The organism is Saccharopolyspora tripterygii, from assembly GCF_054778355.1.
Genome location: NZ_BAAGZP010000016.1, coordinates 93,873 through 114,584 on the forward strand (window position 1 = coordinate 93,873; position 20,712 = coordinate 114,584).

General features: G+C 65.6%; 15 protein-coding genes. 9 read left to right on the forward strand and 6 right to left on the reverse strand.

Features of this window, described 5'->3' with window-relative positions; all coding sequences use genetic code 11:
• Positions 1-350 precede the first annotated feature (350 nt).
• Positions 351-1,844, reverse strand: a complete 1,494-nt coding sequence (locus ACYVF3_RS13205; RefSeq protein ID WP_461154530.1) for a recombinase family protein — start codon at positions 1,842-1,844, stop codon at positions 351-353.
• Positions 1,845-2,309: 465 nt separating this feature from the next.
• Between ACYVF3_RS13205 and ACYVF3_RS13210 the strand changes: the two genes are divergently transcribed.
• Positions 2,310-2,555: a tetrahydrofolate dehydrogenase/cyclohydrolase catalytic domain-containing protein gene (locus ACYVF3_RS13210; protein WP_281458113.1), complete on the forward strand. Its 246-nt coding sequence runs from the start codon at positions 2,310-2,312 to the stop codon at positions 2,553-2,555.
• Positions 2,556-2,774: 219 nt separating this feature from the next.
• On the opposite strand, the gene ACYVF3_RS13215 is transcribed toward ACYVF3_RS13210, so the two are convergent.
• From ACYVF3_RS13215 to ACYVF3_RS13230, 4 genes are all read right to left on the reverse strand, one after another.
• Entirely contained in the window at positions 2,775-3,608 is an 834-nt protein-coding gene (locus ACYVF3_RS13215) for an SDR family oxidoreductase (RefSeq protein ID WP_281458060.1), read from the reverse strand.
• Positions 3,609-3,790: 182 nt separating this feature from the next.
• The gene (locus ACYVF3_RS13220) at positions 3,791-5,212 is read right to left on the reverse strand and encodes a phytoene desaturase family protein (protein ID WP_461154531.1); all 1,422 of its coding nucleotides are present in this window, start codon (positions 5,210-5,212) and stop codon (positions 3,791-3,793) included.
• Complete coding sequence (locus ACYVF3_RS13225; RefSeq protein WP_281458058.1) at positions 5,209-7,035, reverse strand: DUF3556 domain-containing protein; 1,827 nt, start codon at positions 7,033-7,035, stop codon at positions 5,209-5,211. The genes ACYVF3_RS13220 and ACYVF3_RS13225 overlap by 4 nt, the downstream gene beginning before the upstream one ends.
• A gap of 79 nt (positions 7,036-7,114) precedes the next feature.
• A complete protein-coding gene (locus ACYVF3_RS13230) occupies positions 7,115-8,587 on the reverse strand; it encodes a class I adenylate-forming enzyme family protein (RefSeq protein WP_281458057.1) in 1,473 nt (490 codons plus the stop codon).
• A 290-nt stretch (positions 8,588-8,877) separates the two neighbouring features.
• On the opposite strand from ACYVF3_RS13230, the gene ACYVF3_RS13235 reads away from it, so the two are divergent.
• From ACYVF3_RS13235 to ACYVF3_RS13270, 8 genes are all read left to right on the forward strand, one after another.
• Positions 8,878-10,146, forward strand: a complete 1,269-nt coding sequence (locus ACYVF3_RS13235; protein ID WP_461154532.1) for a PucR family transcriptional regulator — start codon at positions 8,878-8,880, stop codon at positions 10,144-10,146.
• Positions 10,147-10,653: 507 nt separating this feature from the next.
• The gene (locus ACYVF3_RS13240) at positions 10,654-12,090 is read left to right on the forward strand and encodes an aldehyde dehydrogenase (RefSeq protein WP_461154533.1); all 1,437 of its coding nucleotides are present in this window, start codon (positions 10,654-10,656) and stop codon (positions 12,088-12,090) included.
• Between the two features lie 123 nt (positions 12,091-12,213).
• Entirely contained in the window at positions 12,214-13,113 is a 900-nt protein-coding gene (locus ACYVF3_RS13245; RefSeq protein WP_281458054.1) for an SDR family NAD(P)-dependent oxidoreductase, read from the forward strand.
• A gap of 223 nt (positions 13,114-13,336) precedes the next feature.
• Complete coding sequence (locus tag ACYVF3_RS13250; RefSeq protein ID WP_461154534.1) at positions 13,337-14,392, forward strand: alpha/beta hydrolase; 1,056 nt, start codon at positions 13,337-13,339, stop codon at positions 14,390-14,392.
• 92 nt (positions 14,393-14,484) lie between these two features.
• The gene (locus ACYVF3_RS13255; protein WP_461154535.1) at positions 14,485-15,012 is read left to right on the forward strand and encodes a YbhB/YbcL family Raf kinase inhibitor-like protein; all 528 of its coding nucleotides are present in this window, start codon (positions 14,485-14,487) and stop codon (positions 15,010-15,012) included.
• A gap of 218 nt (positions 15,013-15,230) precedes the next feature.
• Positions 15,231-16,484: a sensor domain-containing diguanylate cyclase gene (locus ACYVF3_RS13260; RefSeq protein ID WP_461154536.1), complete on the forward strand. Its 1,254-nt coding sequence runs from the start codon at positions 15,231-15,233 to the stop codon at positions 16,482-16,484.
• 181 nt (positions 16,485-16,665) lie between these two features.
• Positions 16,666-17,370, forward strand: coding sequence for a GntR family transcriptional regulator (locus ACYVF3_RS13265; protein ID WP_461154537.1), 705 nt, complete (start codon positions 16,666-16,668; stop codon positions 17,368-17,370).
• Between the two features lie 270 nt (positions 17,371-17,640).
• Positions 17,641-19,239: a helix-turn-helix domain-containing protein gene (locus ACYVF3_RS13270; RefSeq protein ID WP_461154538.1), complete on the forward strand. Its 1,599-nt coding sequence runs from the start codon at positions 17,641-17,643 to the stop codon at positions 19,237-19,239.
• Between the two features lie 625 nt (positions 19,240-19,864).
• Here ACYVF3_RS13270 and ACYVF3_RS13275 read toward each other — a convergent pair.
• Entirely contained in the window at positions 19,865-20,671 is an 807-nt protein-coding gene (locus tag ACYVF3_RS13275) for an enoyl-CoA hydratase/isomerase family protein (protein WP_461154539.1), read from the reverse strand.
• Positions 20,672-20,712 lie beyond the last annotated feature (41 nt).

The following is a 20,712-nucleotide window of genomic DNA, read 5'->3' on the forward strand; positions in this document are numbered from 1 at the left end:
GCACCATCCCCATGACGGCGCCCGCAGCCACAACCACCCGAATAGCCGCAACCTCACCCGCCAACCTCACACAGCCGGCTGCCCAACCCTGCGGACTGTCCAGCGCTGACAGCAACACGCCGACTCCGAGGAGCGCCGGGCACGCCGCGTGACTAGACGACAACGATGGCAGCAACACGCCGACAAACCTCGCGGGACGCGCCCCACACACGCCGACGCATACTCGTCCCACGAACAGGTCACCGCCTGCTACAGTTTTGGTGTGATTTCACCAAACACGGGAAATCGCACGCACTTGCGGGATCGAGTCTCGGACACTCTTTTACCCCACGGATCTTCTAGATCCGTGATCAGGGATCATCATCGCTGAAAGCTGATCTTCTCTCCCAGGACTTGGGGATAGGGTTCATGTCGAGCCCTAGGGTCATCTGGCCAGGTGCCACCATCGGTCCCGCGGTCGCGTGGTGTGGCGTCGGCTTGAGCTCCCAGCTTCCGTGACCGCACACCACTTCCAGCCCGTTGCTCGCGAGATACTCACCGATCTCCAGGCCCAGAGCATCCTCCGGTAGTTCCCACTCTTGCTGGCTAAGCAACCCTGGTAAGACATCGCGGAGATGGTCCTCACGGACGTAGACGTTGCGGGGTGCCTCCTCCGGCCGTGGTGTGGCGGTGGTGTAACCATGACGACAGCGATACCCCGCACGGCCGTGCACCCAGTGCGCATCCATCCGACGACCGCACTCACCACACACCACCAACCCGGCCAGCACATACTCACGCGTGTCACCGGTCTTGGTAGGTCGCGCGGCACGTACCCGCTGAACGGCGACAAACGTCGCCTCATCAACCAACGGCGCATGAGCCAACCCCTCGGATACCTCCCAGTCGTTCACCGAGTTCGCACGCACCGCCCCTGAGCCCCTGCCGCTTGCCCGTCCCCCGGCACCGTGGCCCTGGGTTGTCTGCCGGTTCCAGACCTGCCGACCCGTATACCGCGGATTCTCCAAAATCCCCCCAACGGTTCGTGCGATCCACCGCTGCCCCGCCCGGTGCCGATTCCGGACCTGATCCGCCCCGGCCGGGCACGGCACACCACGCTCGTTGAGCTCCCGCGCCAACGACGCCACCGACCGACCACGAGCACGCTCGGCAAACATCCACCGCACCCACGGCGCGGTCACCGGATCCGGCTCCAACACATGCACCCGCCGCCCCCACCGCGCATGCACCGCGTTTGGATGCGGCCCACCATCAGCCAACCGATACCCATACGGCGGCCGACCACCCAGAAAACGCCCCTGCGACCGCACCTGGGCCGCCATCGACGCCTTCACCCGATACCGAGCCCGCACCACCTCGCGCTGCGCCTGCGCGCCCAGCAACGCCATCAACGCCTCATGAACCGGGCTGTCCAGCTCGACCGGCCCGCCGGCCTCGGGTAGCCAGACTTGCACCCCGAGCTCGTTTAGCCGGGCCACAACGTCTCGGAACTGATCACCATAGAAAGCACGCTCGTACTCACCCACCACCACCGCATCGAACTCACGGCCCCGATCCTCCGCCGCCGTCAACAGGGCGGCCGCGGCAGGCCGATCCCACCACGACCACCTCCGCGACCAGCCCTCATCAAAGAAGTCAGCCACGATCACACCGACACCCTCAACCAACTCCTCCGCCACCGCCCGCTGCCACCCACGCGACGTCCCCGCATCCTGAAACTCACTGGTCGACATCCGCCCATAAAACGCAAACCGCACACCACCCACAGGCTCCGCCGCCGAGCGCAGCCCACGACGACGGCCCGCCACAGCATCCACAAAACCCGAACCACTCAACCCACCCATCTCGGCCCCTTTCCTCAAAGCCGAGACACACAACGCCCGCACCCATGACAACGAACCACCCCACGTCCACCCGAACAGAGCAGCCGAACCAACACCACCCAACCCAACAGCAGCCCCACTACCAACCGCTCTGCGGCTCCCAACTTCCCCACCTCACTTCGCGGGCGTTGTCTTGGTCGCCACCTAACTGCGCAGAGCCCACGCGATCCATCGAAGCGACGCAAACACCACCTCGATCAAATTCGATATGCACTGAACCAATCGCGCAAGCCAAATCCACGGCTACGTCACTTGACCTATCTGGGCCACGACGGTCGGCAAGTCGTGGTCCGGTCATCAGGGTGATTCCTCAGGATGGGCTGGTTTCAACCGTCATAGCAGGTCCGAAGCGCGTTCCGGCGACATCGCTCACGGTGGCTGTCTAGGGCAGCTCGGCGGACCGCGCGGCTGTGGTTCAAGGCGAGCCTGGAAGAAGACGTCCACCGTCTCCGCGCAGAAGGACTCGGAATCGGCCTCGCCACCGTGGTGGTCGGCGAGGAGTACAGCTCGGCCGCCTACGAACGTCGCCTGCGCCGCCTCGCCGACGAACTCGGAGTGCCCTACTCCCACCAGCACCTGAACGCGGATGCGACCCAGGACGACGTCCTCGCTCGGATCGCGCAGCTAACGACGATCCCGCGGTCTCGGGCACTCACGCAGCGCTCGCCGTAGATCATCGTGCTCCACGGTGGTGCGGAAAAGATCGAAATCACGACTTTCGGGCACGAGTTCTCTTAGGGATATGCGGGTACGTGGATGTCCCCGCGGCGTAGAAATGAGCTCGGCCGTGTCATTCGAAGAGCAAGTGCTCAAACCCGTCTCCAGCAGCAGAAAATGGAACACGAGGATTCCATCAAGTCCTCAGCGCATGATTCCGCGTCAAAAACGGCATCAAAGGAAAAGATCCGGCGACAGGTCGGCCTCGCTGGCCCCGTCGTAGGCGTAGGCCGACAGGTCGGTGACCCCGGCCGCTCGCAGAACCTCGGAGTCGATGTAGCACTCGCCGCTCCCTGCGGAGGTCGGCTGGGTCAGCAGCACCTCCGCAGCGTCCGCCATGATCTCCGGTCGGCGCGAGGAGCGCACACCGCCATCCCCAGCAACGACATTGCGCACCGCTGCCGTTGCGATGAGCGTGGCTGGCCACAGGCAGTTAGCGACAATGCCTTGATCCCGATATTCCTCCGCCAGCCCCATGGTCAGCATCGTCATCGCGTACTTGCTCGCGGTGTACGGCGCGTGCGCGGCGAACCACTTGCGGTCCAGGTTGATCGGAGGCGACAAGGTCAATACTCGCGGGTCGTCTGAACGGAGCAAATGCGGCAACGCAGAAGAAGTCAGGACGAACGCGCCCCGGGCGTTGACGTCGAGCATGAGATCGTACCGCTTGATCGGTAGTTCCCCGAAACCCTGGAGAGCGATCGCGGAGGCATTGTTGACGACGAAGTCGATGCCTCCGAATGCGTCGACGACTTGCGTCACCGCACCGCGGACTGCGTGCTCGTCCCGGATGTCACCGATGATCGGCAGAGCCTTCCCGCCAGCTTCCTCGATCTCCGCCGCTGCGGTGTGCACCGTACCGGGAATGCGCGGATCTGGCTCATCGGTCTTAGCGATGAACGCAACGTTCGCGCCCGCACGAGCAACGCGCACGGCGATTGCCAAACCGATGCCGCGGCTTCCACCCGACATCAGAACGGTACGTCCGCTCAGTGGCAGTTCAGCCATGTGCCTTCCCTTCGTGGAACAAGCGCCGTAGCGCCCTGGCATGCGATCGGTCGATCAACGTGCTCGGGACCCCCACACAAACCCGACCAGTCGACCGTGAGGCTCGAAGCGTCACCGATGTCGGCGACAGCTCAAGCACTTCGATTGCGTTGTCGATGAACTCTGCTCGTGCTGGTTCCCGCTCAGCTTCGGCGCTCCAGGTAATGCAGGGCTTCACGGGCCGCATGTGATCCGCACATGCCATGTGCTCCAGGACCTGGCGGAGTGGCCGCTGAGCAGATGTAGACGCCCGGTATTCCCGCGCTGTAGGGGTTGAGCGTCGGACGCGGCCCCAGGATCAGCTGAGTCATGTCCTTGGCGCCCGTGAGGATGTCCCCGCCGACGAAGTTCGGGTTGTGAACAGCTGTCTCAGTCGTCGTGCGCGCCGACTGGCCCACGATCCGATCGCGGAAACCCGGCGCGAACCGCTCGATCTGCGCGATGATCGCCTCGGTCGCGTTACCGGTGTAGCCGTTCGGAACGTGCGCGTAGGTCCATAGCGGATGGGTGTTTCCCACCGAACGCTGCGGGTCGGCGAGGTACTGCTGGCCGACGAGAACGAACGGACGGTCAGGCATGCGTCCCGCATGAATGTCGCGCTCGGCAGCGGCGATCTCAGCAAAGCTGCCACCGACGTGAACCGTGCCGGCCCGCCGAGCCTCGGAGTTGATCCAGGGCACTCCGCCCTCGACTGCGAAATCGACTTTGAAGGCTCCCGGTCCGTGCCGGAAATGCTTGTACGCGCGCGCTACCCGCCCTGGTAGTCGGTTGCCCAGGATGTCCGCGACCGCACCGGGCGCGAGGTCGAACAATGTCACGTCGGCTGCGGGCAGCTCCGACACGTCTCTGACTGCGACACCCGTCTCGATCTTGCCGCCGAGATCTGAGAGCAAGGCCGCCAGGGCGGTGGTGATCGACTGCGAACCACCGGCGGCAACCGGCCACCCGTGCCGATGCCCCGCCGTGAGGATGCCCAGCCCGATGGCGGAGCTCAGGGGCCTGTGCAGCGGCTGGTATGCGTGCGCGGCGACGCCGCCGAACAGAGCCTTTGCCCGTTCAGTCGCGAAGCAGCGGGCGATGGCCGAACCTGGGAGCACGGTGGGCAGGCCGAACCGCGCAAGTCGCAACGGATGCTTGGGCAGCCGCAGCATCGGCCCGGTGATGTCCTCGGCGAGCGCGTCGTAACCGGCAGAAGGTTGACTGAAGAGGAACCGCCACTTGCTTCCGTCCGCGCCGAGGCCGCTGGCGGTGTGATCGACTGATCGCCACAGGACGCCGGCGTCGCCACCGTCCAGGGGGTGTGCGCAGTCGATCTCCGACCAGCGCCACGACAGCCCGTAACGCTCAAGACCGAGACTGTTGAGAAACGACGAGCCTGCCGCCATTGGATGGAACGCCGAGCAGTGGTCGTGCAGCAATCCCGGCAGGATCCCCTCACCGGAGCGGGTACCGCCTCCGACTTCGTCGGCAGCCTCCAGGACCGTGACCTGCACCCCCGCTTTGGCCAGTGCCACGGCGGCGGCGAGCCCATTCGGCCCGCCACCCACCACAACAGCGGTGCTCATGCCGTCGTCCTCGGAGTGCCGTTGTCCTGAGCCTGCCCGCTTCGCTGGTGCGTCGTTGTTGCCGGCCGAGAGGCGCGGGACCACGTCACGGTCAGCGGTATCGGCCCGTTCGGCAACCAGGGCTGCTCCCGCACCGCGTCAGCCACCTTCCACGTCCCCCGCTCGATCACACCCTCTGCGACGTCGATGACCTTGTAGTGCTGGACCTTGCTGTGGATCGCCTGCGATTCGACCCAGACCACGATGAATTCGCCTGGTTCGAACTGGCACTGCTTCTGCACCGCGGCGAGCAGGTCCTCGTTGTGCAGGTGGCCATCACCGAAGTTGAACCCGACCAGGGAGTTGCACGCGAATTCAGCTTCGCGCACGGTCCAGCGGTCGATGTCGGGAATGTGCGTGTACAGCAGGGAGAACAGGCCGCGGCCCTGGCTGTGCAGCGACCGCCACCCGATGGTCTGCTGCAAGGTGATCTCAGCGACCTTGGGCGGGTAGCCCATCATTTCGAGCTGCTCGATCTGGTTCGTCGTGGGCCTCTTCACGCCGTTGAGCTTGGCCTCAGCGCCCGGCGCGAAGGCCCACAGCGCAGATGCCCAGTTACCGGCGTACTGGCGCATCGACGGCAGGAACGACACCAGGTCCGGGCGCAGGTTCCCCAAGATCGGGAAGAACGCAAGGCCGGCGACAATTCCGGCCGCCAGCCATGGCGACGACATGTCCCACACGGCGTGATCCTGCCAGTTGGGGAAACCCAGGAACAGGACCACCGCGGCGTAGGCGAACAGGACGTTCCACTCCAGCGGCACAGCCAGCGGGAATGTCGAGGTGATGAACACGTGGAACAGCACCATCAGGGCGACAGCGCCGAGAGTCACCCAGTAGTTCGTCGAGAACAAGAGCACGAGCGGCGTGATGATCTCCACGCAAGTCCCACCGACGTGAGCCATGAAGAGGGCGAGGCCCGAGGGGCGGATGTCGCGTGGGAAATCACGGTAGTGCGCCCGCTTGATCCATCGGCTGGGAATGCAGGGGCTGTTGCTGACCATCGGAGGGACGACGTTGGAGAAGTGGTGGCCGAACTTCGACACCCCTGCCCCGACCCACACGCTGATGATCAGCAGCTTGAGAGCGATCACCATGTCGCCGAACGGAAGGACGGCGAAGAAGAGCATTGCCGGCAGGTACTGCTCGCTGCGGGCGGCGATGAAGATCGTCTTGTCCCGGAGACCGGCGACGACGAGCAAGACAGCCGCTGAGATCACCGGGACCGCGTTGACCAGCCCCGTCGTGTTTCCGGGCAGCACGGCGGACAGCGATTCACTCGGCACACCGGGTTGCACGATCGCCACGATCAGCGAAGCGAGCAACCCCAGGTAGACGACGACGTCGAAGCCCGTTCGCCGGTCACCGGAGGTGAACGGGACCCGCCGCCATGGGCGCAGGCGGATCGTGCCGGGACGAGCCCAGAACAAGATTCCCCCGGTCATGGGCTTGAACTTGCCGGCCAGCGGCCCCCACGACCCGCAGACACCGACGGCCTCGAGGAGCACCGTCCACAGGACGAGCTTCTGGTACACGACCGGCTCGTCCCACCAGGCGAGGACATCCCAGAACGGCCCAGCACCTGATGTCCAGGTCGCCAGCGCTGTTCCACCCAGGATGTAGAGCAGCAGCACCTTGAGGCCGTAGGTCGTGTGAATCATCTTCGGCGACCCGAACCCGTACTCGACCCAGTGCAGGGCCAGCGTCTTCATGCGTTCCCGCAACGGTTTGTCGAGAAAGGTCTCGACATCGACAGGAGGGAAATCGGCCGTCTTGAACCCCATCATCAACTCCTTTGGTGGCATGGGGACACTGCCCCACCCATGCACCTTTCGCATGGGCGGAAATGGTCGTGGCACGGTTCTAAATCAGCTCGCTTTTCGCAAAACGCTTCCGGAGAGACGGCTTATCAATCTTGCCCACCGGGTTCTTGGGCAAGGAATCCACGATAATAATCTCGGCAGGAAGTTTGAACTTGGACATCATTCCGACCAGGCTGTCGCGAATTTCTCCCTCGTCGAGGATCGCGCCGCTGGCCGGGGAGACGACCAGCACGGGTTCCTCGCCGAGAACCGGGTGCGGACGGCCGACGACGGCCGCCTCGAACACCTCAGGCAACTGGTAGACGACGTTCTCGATCTCTTTGGGATAGATGTTCTCGCCGCCGCGGATCAACATGTCCTTCGCGCGGTCGACCAGGGTGAGGTAACCGTCATCGTCCAGATACCCGATGTCGCCGGTCCGCAACCAACCGTCGGTGACAGTCGCGGCGGTCTCCTCGGGACGGTTGAGGTAGCCACGCATCACGTTCGGCCCGTGGATGAGCACCTCACCAGGGCCACCGCTGTCCAGGTCTTCCCCATCAGCGTTGACGATCCGGACCGACTGGCCCGGCAACGGGAGTCCAACGGTGCCGGGCTTGCGAATGCCGCGAAGCGGATTGACCGTGCTGGCACATGTCCCCTCGGACAAACCGTAGCCCTCAACGATCGGCACGTCGAACCGCCGTTCGAATTTGTTGAGGAGCTCCACGCTCGCTGGCGCGGCGCCGCAGACCGCGAACTCAAGAGAGGACGTGTCCGGCGCGACGCCACTGGGCAGATCAGCCAGTTTGGCGTAGATCGTGGGAACGCCCGAGAAGTAGGTTGGGCGGGCTCGCTCGACACGGTCGAAGAACGACGCCGGGTCGAACCGTCCCGCGATGGTGGCCCGGCCTCCCGCCAGCAGCGGTGACAGGATGCTCACCACGATGCCGTTCACGTGGAACAAAGGCAGGACCAGCAAGCTGTGCGATCCACTGTCCAGGCCGAAGGCCTCGATCATCATCGTGCACATCGCGCCGAGGTTTCCGTGGTCGAGCATCACGCCCTTGGGGCTGCCCGTGGTGCCGCTCGTGTAGATCAGCAGGGCTAAGTCCCGGGAATCCAGCTCCTGTTCCGGGGCATTGGCTGCCGCGCCCGGATGAGCTGCCAGGTCGGTGATCGCCTCCACCGAGTTCGGTATCTCAGCGAGGTGCTCCGGGACCGTGACGACGACCTTCGCCGCCGAATCGTGGAGCTGATGAGCGACCTCACCTGCGGCCAGTGATGGGTTGACCGGTGTCACCACCGCGCCGACATGCCATGCGGCGAACAAGCCCACCACGAATGATGTGCTGTTCGGCATCATAATTGCGACCACGTCTCCCGAAGAAATCCCCCTAGAACGCAGTGCAACTGCTGCCAGTGCGACCGCCGACGCGAATTCGGCATTCGTCAGGTCGACCGATTCATCGGCGATGGCCGGTCCGTGGGGGTCCTGCGCCGCGCGCCTACCGGGCAAAGTCTGGAGAAGCATGAAAACTTCCTGGTGACCTCGTTGTAACCGTGACAACTCGACGATACGAAGCGACCTGTGATCCGCACCATGTCTTGCCATCATGAAGAATCTCGGAGTCTTCGTCTCCGGGAAACAAAAGCGGACGGGAGGAACCTGGCCCTGCAAACCCCGAGCTGACCTCTGGCCAAGGTCGAAGCAGGTCAGGTGGGCTGCCACCTCGACTGCGTAGTTGACCCGGCACGACTACCGGGTGTCGTAGTTGACCTGGCGCGACAACCGCGGGCTACCGTTGTTCGATGGGGACAGGGATGGAGCACGCCGACCAGGACGTCGTAGACCGGTGGGCGGCCGCCGTGGCGGCCGAACTCAACCGCCGTCTCACCACCGAAACCCTGGCGATCAAGAAGGTGCTCGAAGCAAGCATCACCGAGCTCCGCGGCGATGCGCGGCTGCTCGAACTTCTCGGCGCGAGCATCGAAGGCAACCTCGACACCATCCTGCACACGCTCCAGCACAACATCGCCGCGGAACACCTGGAAGCCCCCGCTGCGGCCATGGAGTACGCACGACGCCTCGCCCAACACGGTGTCCCGGTCAACGCGCTCGTGCGGGCCTACCGGCTCGGCCAGAGGACCTTGCTGGACATCGCACTGTCCGAGGTGGAGGTCACGAACCTCGATGCGAACCTCCGTCTGTCGGTGGCGCATCGCATCGTCTCCGTGGTCTCCGACTACATCGACTGGATCTCCCAGCAAGTGGTTGACGTGTACGAGCACGAGCGAGAGCGGTGGCTCGCCACCCGCAGCAGTCTCCGCACCGTGCGAGTGCGCGAACTCCTCCGCGAGGAGGACGCGCCGGCTCCGGAAACCGAAGCGGACATCGGGTATGCGATGGGGCAGCAGCACCTCGCCGTGATTCTGTGGCTTCCCGACACCGGCAAGGAGCGCATCGCGGATCTTGAACAAGCCGCGCACGCCATCGCGCACTGCGCAGGGGCTCGACGGTCTCCGCTGTTCGTCGCGTTCGACAGAGTTTCGGGCTGGGCATGGATCCCGCTGGGTGGACGGTCCACCATCGATCGTTCCCAGATCCGCAGTTGCGTGGCCGAACGCGCCGACTCGCTCTCGGTCGCCGTCGGTACCCCGGCACACGGCCATTCGGGGTTCCGCGAGAGTCACCAGCGTGCCCAACTCGCGCACGACATCGCGCTCCTCAGCGACGCTGCTGATCGCCGCATCACGTTCTACGACGAGCCCGGGCTGCCGACGATCGCCCTGCTCAGCAAGAACATCGAGGAAACGAAGAGATGGGTCGCAGAGATCCTCGGGCCACTCGCGGCCAACACCGACAGCGCCCAACGGCTCCGGTGCACCCTGAGAGAGTTCCTGTCCAGAGGATCGAGCCACAAAGCTGCGGCCGAAGTGCTGAACCTGCACTACAACACGGTGAAATACCGCATCAAGAAAGCAGAGGATGAACGCCGACGTCCAATTGGGACGGACAGGTTGGACGTCGAACTGGCGCTACAGGCCTGTCAGTGGCTCGGCAAGTCGGTGCTCATGACCGAGCAGGACTGATCAGCACTGTACTGCCCGGGAAGTTCTCATCGGTCACCTACGAAGTCGCGGCCGGTCGGACTTGATCGACGCCAGTGGCTATGGGGTCGAAGAACACTCGTACGGCGCCGAAGCGATCAAGTTCGAGGCGTCCCGAACCACCGAACTCCAGCAGAAGCGCCATGCTGAGGGGTCGCGTCTCCACTGCCCTGGACTCGATGCTCGTCGAGCGGTCCACCTCCGGCGATGCGACGGTGAGCAGTGATCCTATTGCCTCCTCCGAAGCCGTATTATATATTTTTTTCGAATCTGAGCAGGACGGGACTTCGCTCGGTCCCTGCACGAGGGCTGTTGCTTGGCCGTAGAGGATTCGGCGGCATCAGATCGGACCGGCTCGTCGAGTCCGGCCCGGTCGCGCGCATGTCCCAAGCCCGGGAGAGGTGGCCGCCATTGCCTCTCCACATCCTGCCCGACGAGCAAGGTCCGCCGCACCACTGGCGCGCGCCAAGTCGCGAGAGGAAATCCTTCATGACCGTGGTAGCCGATTCCCGGCTCGAGATGTATCTGTCCGGTGCGCGGGTCCCCGCGCACTCGCAGGCCGCCATCGACGTGATCGATCCGGCGACAGAAGAGGTCATCGGCCACATCGCCGACGGGGACGCCACCGACGTCGACCGCGCGGTCCGGGCCGCGTCCGATGCGCTCCCCGCCTGGCGCGAGCTAACACCCGCCCAACGGGCTGGGTTCTTGCGAGCGATCGCGGACGAGTTCGAGCGCCGCATCGACGAGATGTCAGAGCTGGTGTCCCGGCAGAACGGCACCCCCATCGCCCTGGCCGGGGCGATGCAGGCCATGGTCCCGGAGAACTACCGCTACTTCGCTTCGCTGGCCGACGCACTCGAGACGCGGGAACGACGGGCCACGGTCGGCGGTGACGCGATCATCACCCGCGAACCGGTCGGCGTCGTCGGCGCCATCGTCCCGTGGAACGGGCCGCAACCGCTCACCGCGTGGAAGGTGGGACCGGCACTGGCCGCGGGCTGCACCGTGGTGCTCAAGCCCGCCCCGGAGACGTCGCTCGACGCGCTCCTGCTCACTGAGGTCTTCGACGCCGTCGGCCTGCCACCAGGGGTTATCGGCGTCGTCACGGGTGGGCGGCAGACCGGGGCGGCACTCGTCGAACACCCGGCGGTGCGCAAGATCGCGTTCACCGGATCGGCCGCGGCAGGCAAGGCGATCGCCGCCACCTGCGGCGCAGGACTCAAGCACGTGACGCTCGAGCTCGGCGGCAAATCGGCAGGCATCCTCCTCGACGACGTCGACCTCGACAGCTTCCGCCCGTTCGTCCTGTCGGCATGCACTCCCAACACCGGACAGACCTGCCGAGCGCTGACCCGCGTGCTGGCCCCGCGCGCACGGTACGAGGAAGTGGTGCAGTTCCTCGCTGATGCGCTGCGCGCCATCCCGCTCGGCTCCCCGTCGGACCCGGCGAACCTGTACGGCCCGCTCGTCAACGCCGCACAGCGCGAACGCGTGGAGGCCTACATCCGCATCGGCGTCGAGGAAGGCGCAGAGGTCGTGACCGGCGGCGGCCGACCCGCCGGATTCGACTGCGGGTACTACGTCGAGCCCACGCTGTTCCGGAACGTCACCAACGACATGCGCATCGCGCGCGAAGAGATCTTCGGCCCCGTGATCGCCGTGATGCCCTACGACACCATCGACGAGGCGGTCGCCATCGCTAACGACTCCGAGTACGGACTGGGCGGCGGCGTGTTCTCGCCGGACGTCGAGCGCGCGACCGCGGTCGCGGAGCGGATCGAGTCCGGCACCGTCGGCGTCAACACGGCGACGTTCCCCATGGACGCACCGTTCGGCGGGATCAAGAACAGCGGGCTCGGCACTGAGCTGGGGCCGCATGCCCTCGACCCGTACCTCACCTACAAGACCATCTTCAGACCCTGACCTCTGACGACCACGCAACGGGACTAGGCCACCCTTGACTGAGAACATAATATATACAATATTTCGTTGGCTGCGAGCAGAGATCCCCGTCGCTGGCCTGAAGACAACAGGGAGAAGCCGAAGATGATGCGGTTCGATGGCAAGGTGGCACTGGTAACTGGTGGCGGGCGCGGCCTGGGACGTTCGCACGCCCTGCTCCTCGCATCGCGCGGGGCTTGTGTGCTCGTCAATGATCTGGGTGGCGACACGCTCGGGTCGGGCTCCAGTTCGCGCCCGGCGGACGAAGTCGTCGCCGAGATCAAGGAGGCCGGCGGAGAGGCCGTGGCCAACCACGATGATGTCGCCACCAACGCCGAAGCAGTAGTGCAGGCCGCGATCGAGGCGTTCGGCAAGCTCGACATCGTCGTGAACAACGCCGGCATCAACGTCCCGGCCACGATCGGCTCGGCCGACATCGTCCACCAGATCAGGCGCCAGATGGAGGTCAACTTCTTCGGCACCGCCGCGATCACCGCCGCTGCGTGGCCTCACCTGATCGCCAGCGGCTCCGGCCGCGTCGTCAACACCGCGTCGCCGACCATCGTCGGGTGGGAGGGCCAGACCCCTTACGTCACCTCCAAGGCCGCCATCTTCGGGTTCACCCGGTGCCTCTCCCTGGAGGGCAAGGAGGTGGGCATCCGCGTGAATGCGATCGCTCCGACGGCATACAGCCGCATGGTCGAGGAAGCCGACCTCCCCGACTCCCTCAAAACAACGCTCAAGGAGAGCATGACCGCGTCGATGGCTTCGCAGATGGTCGCCTACTTCGCTCACGAAAACTGCTCCGTGACCGGCGAGACCTTCCTGACTCAAGGCGGACTCATGCAGCGCATCGCTCTCACGATGAACGAAGGCTATGCCAACCCTGCTACGACCCCTGAGGACATCGCCGAACACCTCGACACGATCGTCGACGACGCAACGAGCAAGCCGCTCGGCATCGTGGGCAGCGACGGAGAGGTCTCCCTTCTCGACATCCTCTAGGTCGGTCCCTCCGAGGCTCGGTCCCGCTTGACGCTGACAGGGGTGCGTGCAGCGCCGGAGGCAGTGTCGCGCATCGCCGACGCGGCGGAGTGCGTGCCATGGCGCTCAACGCCTTGAGGAGCCCGAGGTCTGACGCGTGCAGCTCTTGATTCGTTGCCATGGCACACCGAAGACCCGCGAACGATCGTGAGTACGCACCATTCCGCACTCGGCTGGCGGAGGGATGGGGGGATGGTTTCTTCCCAGGAGGGAGCCGTCCCTTCTCGCACTCTCCATTCCGAAGCACAGTTGGAGTCACGGGGAGACAGACGAACCTCCCCTGGCCGGGAAGCCGACACGGCACCGCGCCACCACTTCAGCACCATTTCGAGGTTTGTTTTTCATGAAGACCGATGTGCGCTTTTCGAGCGGCGACCTGATGCTCGCGGGACACCTCTACACCCCTGACACCACGTCGTCGGAGCGGTCGCCGGCCATCGTGGTCGGTCATCCGGCCACTGGCGTCAAGGAGCAGACTCCCAGCCTGTACGCGCAGCGCCTGGCAGACCAGGGCTACATCGCCCTGACCTTCGACGCCGCGTACCAGGGCGACAGCGAAGGCCAGCCGCGCGGGCTGGAAGATCCGTTCCAGCGCGCCGACGACTTCCGCTGGGCCGTGTCCTACCTCGCCAACCGCGACGATGTGGATGCCGAACGGATCGGCGTGCTCGGCATCTGCGCCTCCGGCGGCTACGTGCCCTTCGCCGCACAGACCGACCACCGGATGAAGGCCGTGGCAACCGTCAGCGCGGTGGACCTGCCCGGCTTCTTCCGCGCAGGCGACGCGGACGGTTTCAACGAGCTGGTCAAGCAGTCGGGTCAGGCGTACAGCGACGAGGTCGCGGGTAAGCCGGTTCCCATGGTGCCTGCACTGCCGGAGACCGCGGATGAGTCGACGCCGGAGTCTGTGGCGGAGTTCGTCGACTACTACAAGACGCCGCGGGGGCAGCACCCCTGCTCGACCAACACGTGGGCGCTGCGCAGCGCCGCCCTGCTCGACCAGTACGACTCCTACGCGCAGGTCGACAAGATCGCCCCACGGCCACTGCTGATGATCGCCGGCACCAAAGCGGCGACCCTGCCCTTCAGTGAGGGCGCGGTGGCCAAGGCCGGCGACAACGCCGAGCTGCACCTGATCGAAGGCGCCACGCACGTGGACCTCTACGACAAGGACGAGTACCTCACCCCAGCTGTGGCCAAGCTGACCGAGTTCTTCAACCGAAACCTGGTCAAGGCCTGACACGGAGGCGCGTCGGTCGCGGCACCGATACCGCGGTCGACGCGCCTTTTTCAGCAGGTCGAAACGATTCGGCAGAGCAGGAGGACCGTGCGATGAGTCGTGACCCCTATGTTGACCTTCCCCAGGTCCCGTCGTTCACCCTCGTCAGCGAGGACGTCGCGCACGGCGAAACGCTGCCGCCCGCGCAGCGCAGCGGGATCTTCGGCGCGGGAGGCGACGACATCTCCCCACACCTGAACTGGTCCGGCTTCCCACCGGAGACGGCGAGCTTCGTGGTGACCATGTACGACCCCGATGCCCCGACCGTCAGCGGCTTCTGGCACTGGGCGGTGATCGACGTCCCCGCCAGGACTACCGAACTGCCGACCGGCGCCGGCGAGCCGAGCGGACGCGAGCTGCCCGACAACGCCCTGACACTGACCAACGACGCCGGCTTGCGCCACTACCTCGGTGCCGCACCGCCTGAAGGGCACGGCGTACACAGCTACTACATCGCCGTGCACGCCGTCGATGTCCCGTCGCTGGGGATTCCGCACACCGCAACACCCGCCTTCATGAGCTTCACCTTGCTCAACCACACGCTAGCGCGGGCGATCATGGCGCCCGTCTACGAGCAGTGACGAACGCGAGGCGCCGGGCAGGGGCGGCGGCGAACGACCGAGCCGCCCGTGGGATAGCGCCGCTGGAGAAGACTCCCTTCGATGAGCGCAGGCGATCGCCCATGTTCCCCCGCACATCGAGTGTCAGTCACCCGTCCCGAACGGTCCGCATATCGACGTTCGATTGGTCCAGACCGATCACGGACCGCGTTCGGTCCAGGCCGCCTATCGTGTGAATCGTGGACAATCGGGAAGACAACGCCCTTGACACGGTTGTCTGGGAAGCACTGTGGAAGCGGGTTCCCAGCCCGTTCGCGCTTGTTGACTTGCAGGGCCGCATCGTAGAAGCCAACCCTTCCCTGTGTCGCATGCTCGGATATGCCCGGGAGCGCTTGCTCGAGCTGCCCCCTTCGGACGTGACGTATGGGTGCGGTCCGGTACTGGACCTGGAAGGCGTCGCGAAGATGGCCGAGGAGGAGCAGAGCTCATCCTCGGAGGAAAAGCGGCTCGTGCGTGCCGACGGCAGCGTCATCTGCGCGCTCATCAGCAGTGCACCGGTCCCGACACGAGCAGGGGGCCAGCAGCTGATCATCTCCCAGTTCCAGGACATCACCGCGCAGCGCGCCTCCGACCTGCTCTGGCGTCAGGTTCTGTCCAATGCCCCGGTCGGCATGGCGATGAACGACCTCTACGCCCGTGCCACAGCGGTCAACGACAAGGTGTGCGAGCTCGTCGGCTATTCCCGCGACGAGCTCATCGGGTGCGGCACCGAACTGGCTTACGAACCGGACAAAGAACGGATCGAAGCGCTGTACGCGGAGTTCCGGGAGGGGCGCGTCGAGTCGGCGAGCCTGGACTTCTGCATGCGGCACCGCGATGGACACCCGTTTTGGCTGGCCGGCCGCTTCAGCCTGATCCGGGGCCCGGACGACCGGCCGACCTCCGTTGTCTGCCTGTACGAGGCCCTCAATGGCGCCGCACGCGTCAACGAAGAACACCTGGCCGAGCTGACTCGCAAAGCGCTGCACGACCCGCTCACCGGCCTGGCCAACCGCGCCCTGTTCCTCGACCGGTTCCAGAAGCAGCTGGGCGAGCTCGCCGGACGGCGCGGTCTGCTCGCCTTGTTCATGATCGACCTCGACGGCCTCAAGGCGATCAACGACACTCACGGGCACCTAGCCGGCGACGCGTTCCTGCAGGCGGCAGCCGAACAGCTGCTCTCCGCAGTACGCCCCGACGATACCGTGGCCCGGATCGGAGGGGACGAGTTCGTCGTCCTCGCCACCGTGGCCGACCAGGACCGCGCGGAGAGGATGCGCAAGCGGATAGACCAGCAGCTCAACAAGCAGGCCACCGCTCCGGGCCGAGATCACATCACGCTCGCCGCCAGTGTCGGGCTCGCCACCACAAATGACGTTGCGACTACTTCGCACACCTTGCTCGGCGAAGCCGACCGCGATATGTACGCCCGCAAACGCGCTCGCGCGAGGTGAAGGTTCAGCGCCAGTGGCGCTGAGCAGCTCACGCGACGACGAGTAACTCCTATCGCCTCAGCCTGAGATCGCTGCATACAAAATGCATTGCCCATGCTCGGTCCAACGCATCACCTCACACCGCGGCACGTAACGCTTCATATATTATGTTCTCCAATGCTCTGGGGAAGGTGGCTGAACGATGGCGCACGACACGGGACTTGGGCGGGACCGCGGATCCCGGCGCCAGCAGCTCTCCGAGGACGTGGCGAGCTACGTCCGCGAGCTGATCGTCTCGGGCGCCGCCCGACCCGGCGAGTTCCTGCGCATGGAACCCATCGCTGAGGCGGTCGGCGTCAGCAACACTCCAGCCCGGGAAGGACTCCTTTCACTGCGTGGCGAGGGTTTCGTCCGGCTGGTGCCCAGACGTGGCTTCGTCGTCGCACCCTTCTCCCGGCAGGACGTGCACGACCTGTTCTGGAGCCAGGCCCAGCTGGCCGGAGAGCTCGCCGCCCGAGCGGCGAAGAACATCACCACTGCCCGACTGGACCGGCTCGCGGCGCTTGTCGAGCAGTACTCGGCCTCCATCACCAACGATGACGAGGCAGGCCTCGTCGACCTCGGCCACACTTTCCACCGCGAGATCAACTTCGCAGCGGAGTCCGACCGCCTCGCCCTGCTGTTGGGATCTGTGGTCAAACAGCTCCCCAACCGCTTCTACGCAGCGATCGAGGGGAAGATCTCCTCAGCCCACGACGAACACCCACTCATCCTCGAAGCCCTCCGGAACCGCAAGCCACAGCGAGCAAGGGCGCTCATGGAACAGCACGTCCTGGAAAGCGCCGACCACCTGATCGAAATGCTCGACGCACGCGGCCTCTGGAGCGAGGACCGTTCCGCGTCCTGAAGCCGACACCCGGCATTCGTTCCGTGTGCGAGTCGACACGTTCGACATCTTCGGACCCCTCCGGTCGACAGCACGAAGGTTCAAGCACTCGAGCCCGCTGACCTCGTCCTCGCTCCCCACCAGCCTCGCGATGATCTCCAGCAAATGATCGCGGACATTATGTGGAACATATTATGCTCCCCCTCACGTTGTCGGGTGTGGCATCCCGAGCTCCTCCGGTCGCTGTGCGCCCGAGCAGCCGAGAACCGTGGCGAGAAGAGGTGGTACCGCGTGCCCAGTCATCCGGTTTGCGCCCCCGCCGCACGACGGCGTCCCGAGATCGAGTCTTCGCGGGCACGATCGCGGTTGAACGGCCTGCGCCAAGACGTCACACCACGTCTCGACCAGGACGTGGTCAACGCGGAGAGCACCCTGTCCCGCGCAGCCGGACCGGTCCTCGACCACGCGCAGAACGAGCTCCTCGGAGCGCCGGTCGGGCTTGTGCTCGCCAACCACACCGCGCACGTCCTGGACGTGCGCTTCGCCGAGCACTCGGACAGACGCGCCGTCGTCGAGCTCGGCGTCGTACCAGGTGCCCGGCTCAGCGAGGACCAAGTGGGCACCAACGCGGTGGGAACCCCGCTGGAGACGAAGCAGGGTTTGCTGGTACACGGGCCCGAGCACTACATGGAGGCGTTCCACTCCTTCAGCTGCTACGGACATCCGATCATCCACCCGATCACCCGTCGCCTCGCCGGAGTGCTCAACATCGGTGGCCGTTCGAGCGCGCAGAATCCGCTGTTCCCCGCCCTGGTCCGCCGCCTGGTCCGCGACATCGAGGCGCGGCTCCAGCTCAACTCGAGTTCCGGCCAACGGCGATTGCTGGCTGAGTTCCAAACGGCCTCCCGCCGGCGAGGTCGTGCCGTCGTCGTGGTCGGGCAAGGCTTGGTGCTGGCCACCCCTCCCGCGCTCGATCTGCTCGATCCCACCGACCACGCGGTCGTGCGGACGTGTGCGGAGGAGACGCGCTCCGGTACGACGACGCAACGGCTGACGTTGACCTCCGGCCGCTCCGTCCGGCTCCAGTGCACGCCTATCGACGGAACTGGCGGTGTCCTCGTCGACATCGTGGCTGAGCGGGAAGGCGACCACGACGCCCCGGAGCCCTCAACTCGGTGGCCGCTGCTGGTCGTCGGCGAGACCGGCAGCGGCCGCACCACCGAGGCGCGGCGGCTCACCGGTCCTGACGCCGTCACACTCGAGGCGCCCGAGATCGTGAGGCAGGGCGAGCAGGCCTGGGCAGCCGGCATGGGCACGCAGTTGGACGGCGAAGGACCCGCTGTCATCGTCGAGGACGTGCAGCTGTTGTCCGAACCGATGACGGCGCTGCTGGCCAAGTGCCTCCGCAGCACGACTAGAAACGTGGTGCTGACCTCGACGCCCGGCGATCACCTCGACAGTGTGCACGCACCGCTCGTGGCCCTGTGCGACGATCGCCGAGACCTTCTCCCCCTGCGTCGGCGCAGCCACGAGATTCCGCAACTGGCGCAGCAGATGCTGGCCGACATTGGTAACTCCGGACGTACCCGGCTCACCTGCGAGACCATGAGCGTGCTGGCCTCGCAGCCCTGGCCCGGAAACCTGGCGGAGCTGCGCCGCGTGATCCAGAGCCTCGCTGCAGCTCGCTCAGCGGGCGACATCATCCCCTCCGACCTCCCGGCGTCGCACCGCGGCGTGCGAAAGCAGACGTCGCCCTTCCGGGACGCCGAACGCGAAGTCATCGTCGCAGCCATCGAAGCGGCCGGGGGGAACAAGCTCAAGGCGGCACGGGCCCTCGGTGTGAGCCGATCGACGCTCTACAACCGGATGCGGGCCCTGCACATCCACTGACCGAGACGGTCTTTCAGGAAGCCGGAACCAACTGTCCAAAATGTTGGACACCGCCGCCCAGGGACACTTCCTAAGGTCGGGACAACGCCGCCGAACGTTTCGGCGACACGACTTGGCGATGGGTGGCGCTGGCTGTGCAGACCGAGAGCAGTGCAGTGTCCCGAAGCGTTACTGCGCGAGGCCGGCCGAAGGCGACTGCGGCTGTCCAGCGATCGTGAGCGGTCCCCGACGCTCACGACGGTCGTCCGAAGGGGCCCAGCCCGACGACGACCATTCGGCCCCCCTGCTCCCCTCGAGCAGGGGGACCGGGCTCTACACAGCCGGCGCGTGCGGGCACTCGTAATCGGCCGCAGCGATCCCGTTGGCCTCGGCGACGTGCCCTGGACGAATGCCGACCGTCCCGCGATAGCCATGCCACGGGTGTCCCCGGGGCCGCCCCGGAACCCGTCGAGGTTCGAAACGTCGCTCGGGGAGTTGATGCCGCAGCTCCCACCACGGGGAGCTGCGGCACCACCGCAACGGAGCCCACGTGCTCGACTGCTGCCGGAGGTCATCAGCTCGGATCGGGATCGCCGTCCGATCGGATGGGCAGCGAATTCGAGCCTCCGCCACGACTGGAGGCCGCTCAGGCGCGTGAGTCAGTGCTGAAATTCGGGGCACGGCGCTCGCGGTAGGAAGCAACACCCTCCACGACGTCCGGACCGCCGAAGCCGAGGAACTCCAGGCCGAGCGAGGCGTCGAAGATCGGTCCCGCCTGCCGGTACCACTCGTTGAGCGAGTACTTCGTCCACCGGATCGCATCCTGCGCACCCGAGCTCAGCTCACCGGCGATCTCCCGGGCAGTGTCGAGCAAGTCAGCCTCATCGGCGGTCAGCGACACCAGACCAGCCCGCTCGGCGTCCTCACCCGAGATCCGTCGGCACGTCAGCAGCAAGTACTTGGCCTTGGCCATGCCGCACAGCAGAGGCCACACGGCGGCCGCGTGGTCACCTGCGGCCACCCCGAGACGGGTGTGCCCGTCGACGATCTTCGCGTCACGCGCGGCGATCGAAATGTCCGCCATCAGTGCCACCACCAGGCCAGCACCGACCGCGGGCCCGTGGATGGCGGAGATGATCGGCTTGTTGCACGCCAGGATATTGTAGTACAGATCGCGCGCCTCGCGCATGACTCGCATCCGCACGTCGTAATCCGCGATCTGCTCCTCGACCAGGTCGAAATTGCCACCCGCCGAGAAGGCCTTTCCCCTGCCCCGCACGATGACCGCCCGCACCTCGGGATCGGCGTCGATGACGGGCCACAGCTTCGGGAGCTGCGCGTGCGCGGTCGCGTCCACCGCGTTGAGGTTCGGAGCGTCGAACACGACGTCCAGCACTCCGGGCTGATCGTTCTCGAACGTCAGAGCCGTGAACTGCTTGTACTTCTCGAGCATCGCTGCCCTGCCTTTCCCTCTAGTCAGGCGACCCGTTCGAA

Bases quoted from the DNA above. Each gene is read 5' to 3' on its own strand.
- ACYVF3_RS13275 (WP_461154539.1), bottom strand. From the start codon at position 20,671: ATGCTCGAGAAGTACAAGCAGTTCACGGCTCTGACGTTCGAGAACGAT.
- ACYVF3_RS13215 (WP_281458060.1), bottom strand. From the start codon at position 3,608: ATGGCTGAACTGCCACTGAGCGGACGTACCGTTCTGATGTCGGGTGGA.
- ACYVF3_RS13255 (WP_461154535.1), top strand. From the start codon at position 14,485: ATGAGTCGTGACCCCTATGTTGACCTTCCCCAGGTCCCGTCGTTCACC.
- ACYVF3_RS13205 (WP_461154530.1), bottom strand. From the start codon at position 1,844: ATGGGTGGGTTGAGTGGTTCGGGTTTTGTGGATGCTGTGGCGGGCCGT.
- ACYVF3_RS13220 (WP_461154531.1), bottom strand. From the start codon at position 5,212: ATGAGCACCGCTGTTGTGGTGGGTGGCGGGCCGAATGGGCTCGCCGCC.
- ACYVF3_RS13265 (WP_461154537.1), top strand. From the start codon at position 16,666: ATGGCGCACGACACGGGACTTGGGCGGGACCGCGGATCCCGGCGCCAG.
- ACYVF3_RS13240 (WP_461154533.1), top strand. From the start codon at position 10,654: ATGACCGTGGTAGCCGATTCCCGGCTCGAGATGTATCTGTCCGGTGCG.
- ACYVF3_RS13225 (WP_281458058.1), bottom strand. From the start codon at position 7,035: ATGGGGTTCAAGACGGCCGATTTCCCTCCTGTCGATGTCGAGACCTTT.
- ACYVF3_RS13235 (WP_461154532.1), top strand. From the start codon at position 8,878: ATGGAGCACGCCGACCAGGACGTCGTAGACCGGTGGGCGGCCGCCGTG.
- ACYVF3_RS13250 (WP_461154534.1), top strand. From the start codon at position 13,337: ATGGGGGGATGGTTTCTTCCCAGGAGGGAGCCGTCCCTTCTCGCACTC.
- ACYVF3_RS13245 (WP_281458054.1), top strand. From the start codon at position 12,214: ATGATGCGGTTCGATGGCAAGGTGGCACTGGTAACTGGTGGCGGGCGC.
- ACYVF3_RS13230 (WP_281458057.1), bottom strand. From the start codon at position 8,587: ATGCTTCTCCAGACTTTGCCCGGTAGGCGCGCGGCGCAGGACCCCCAC.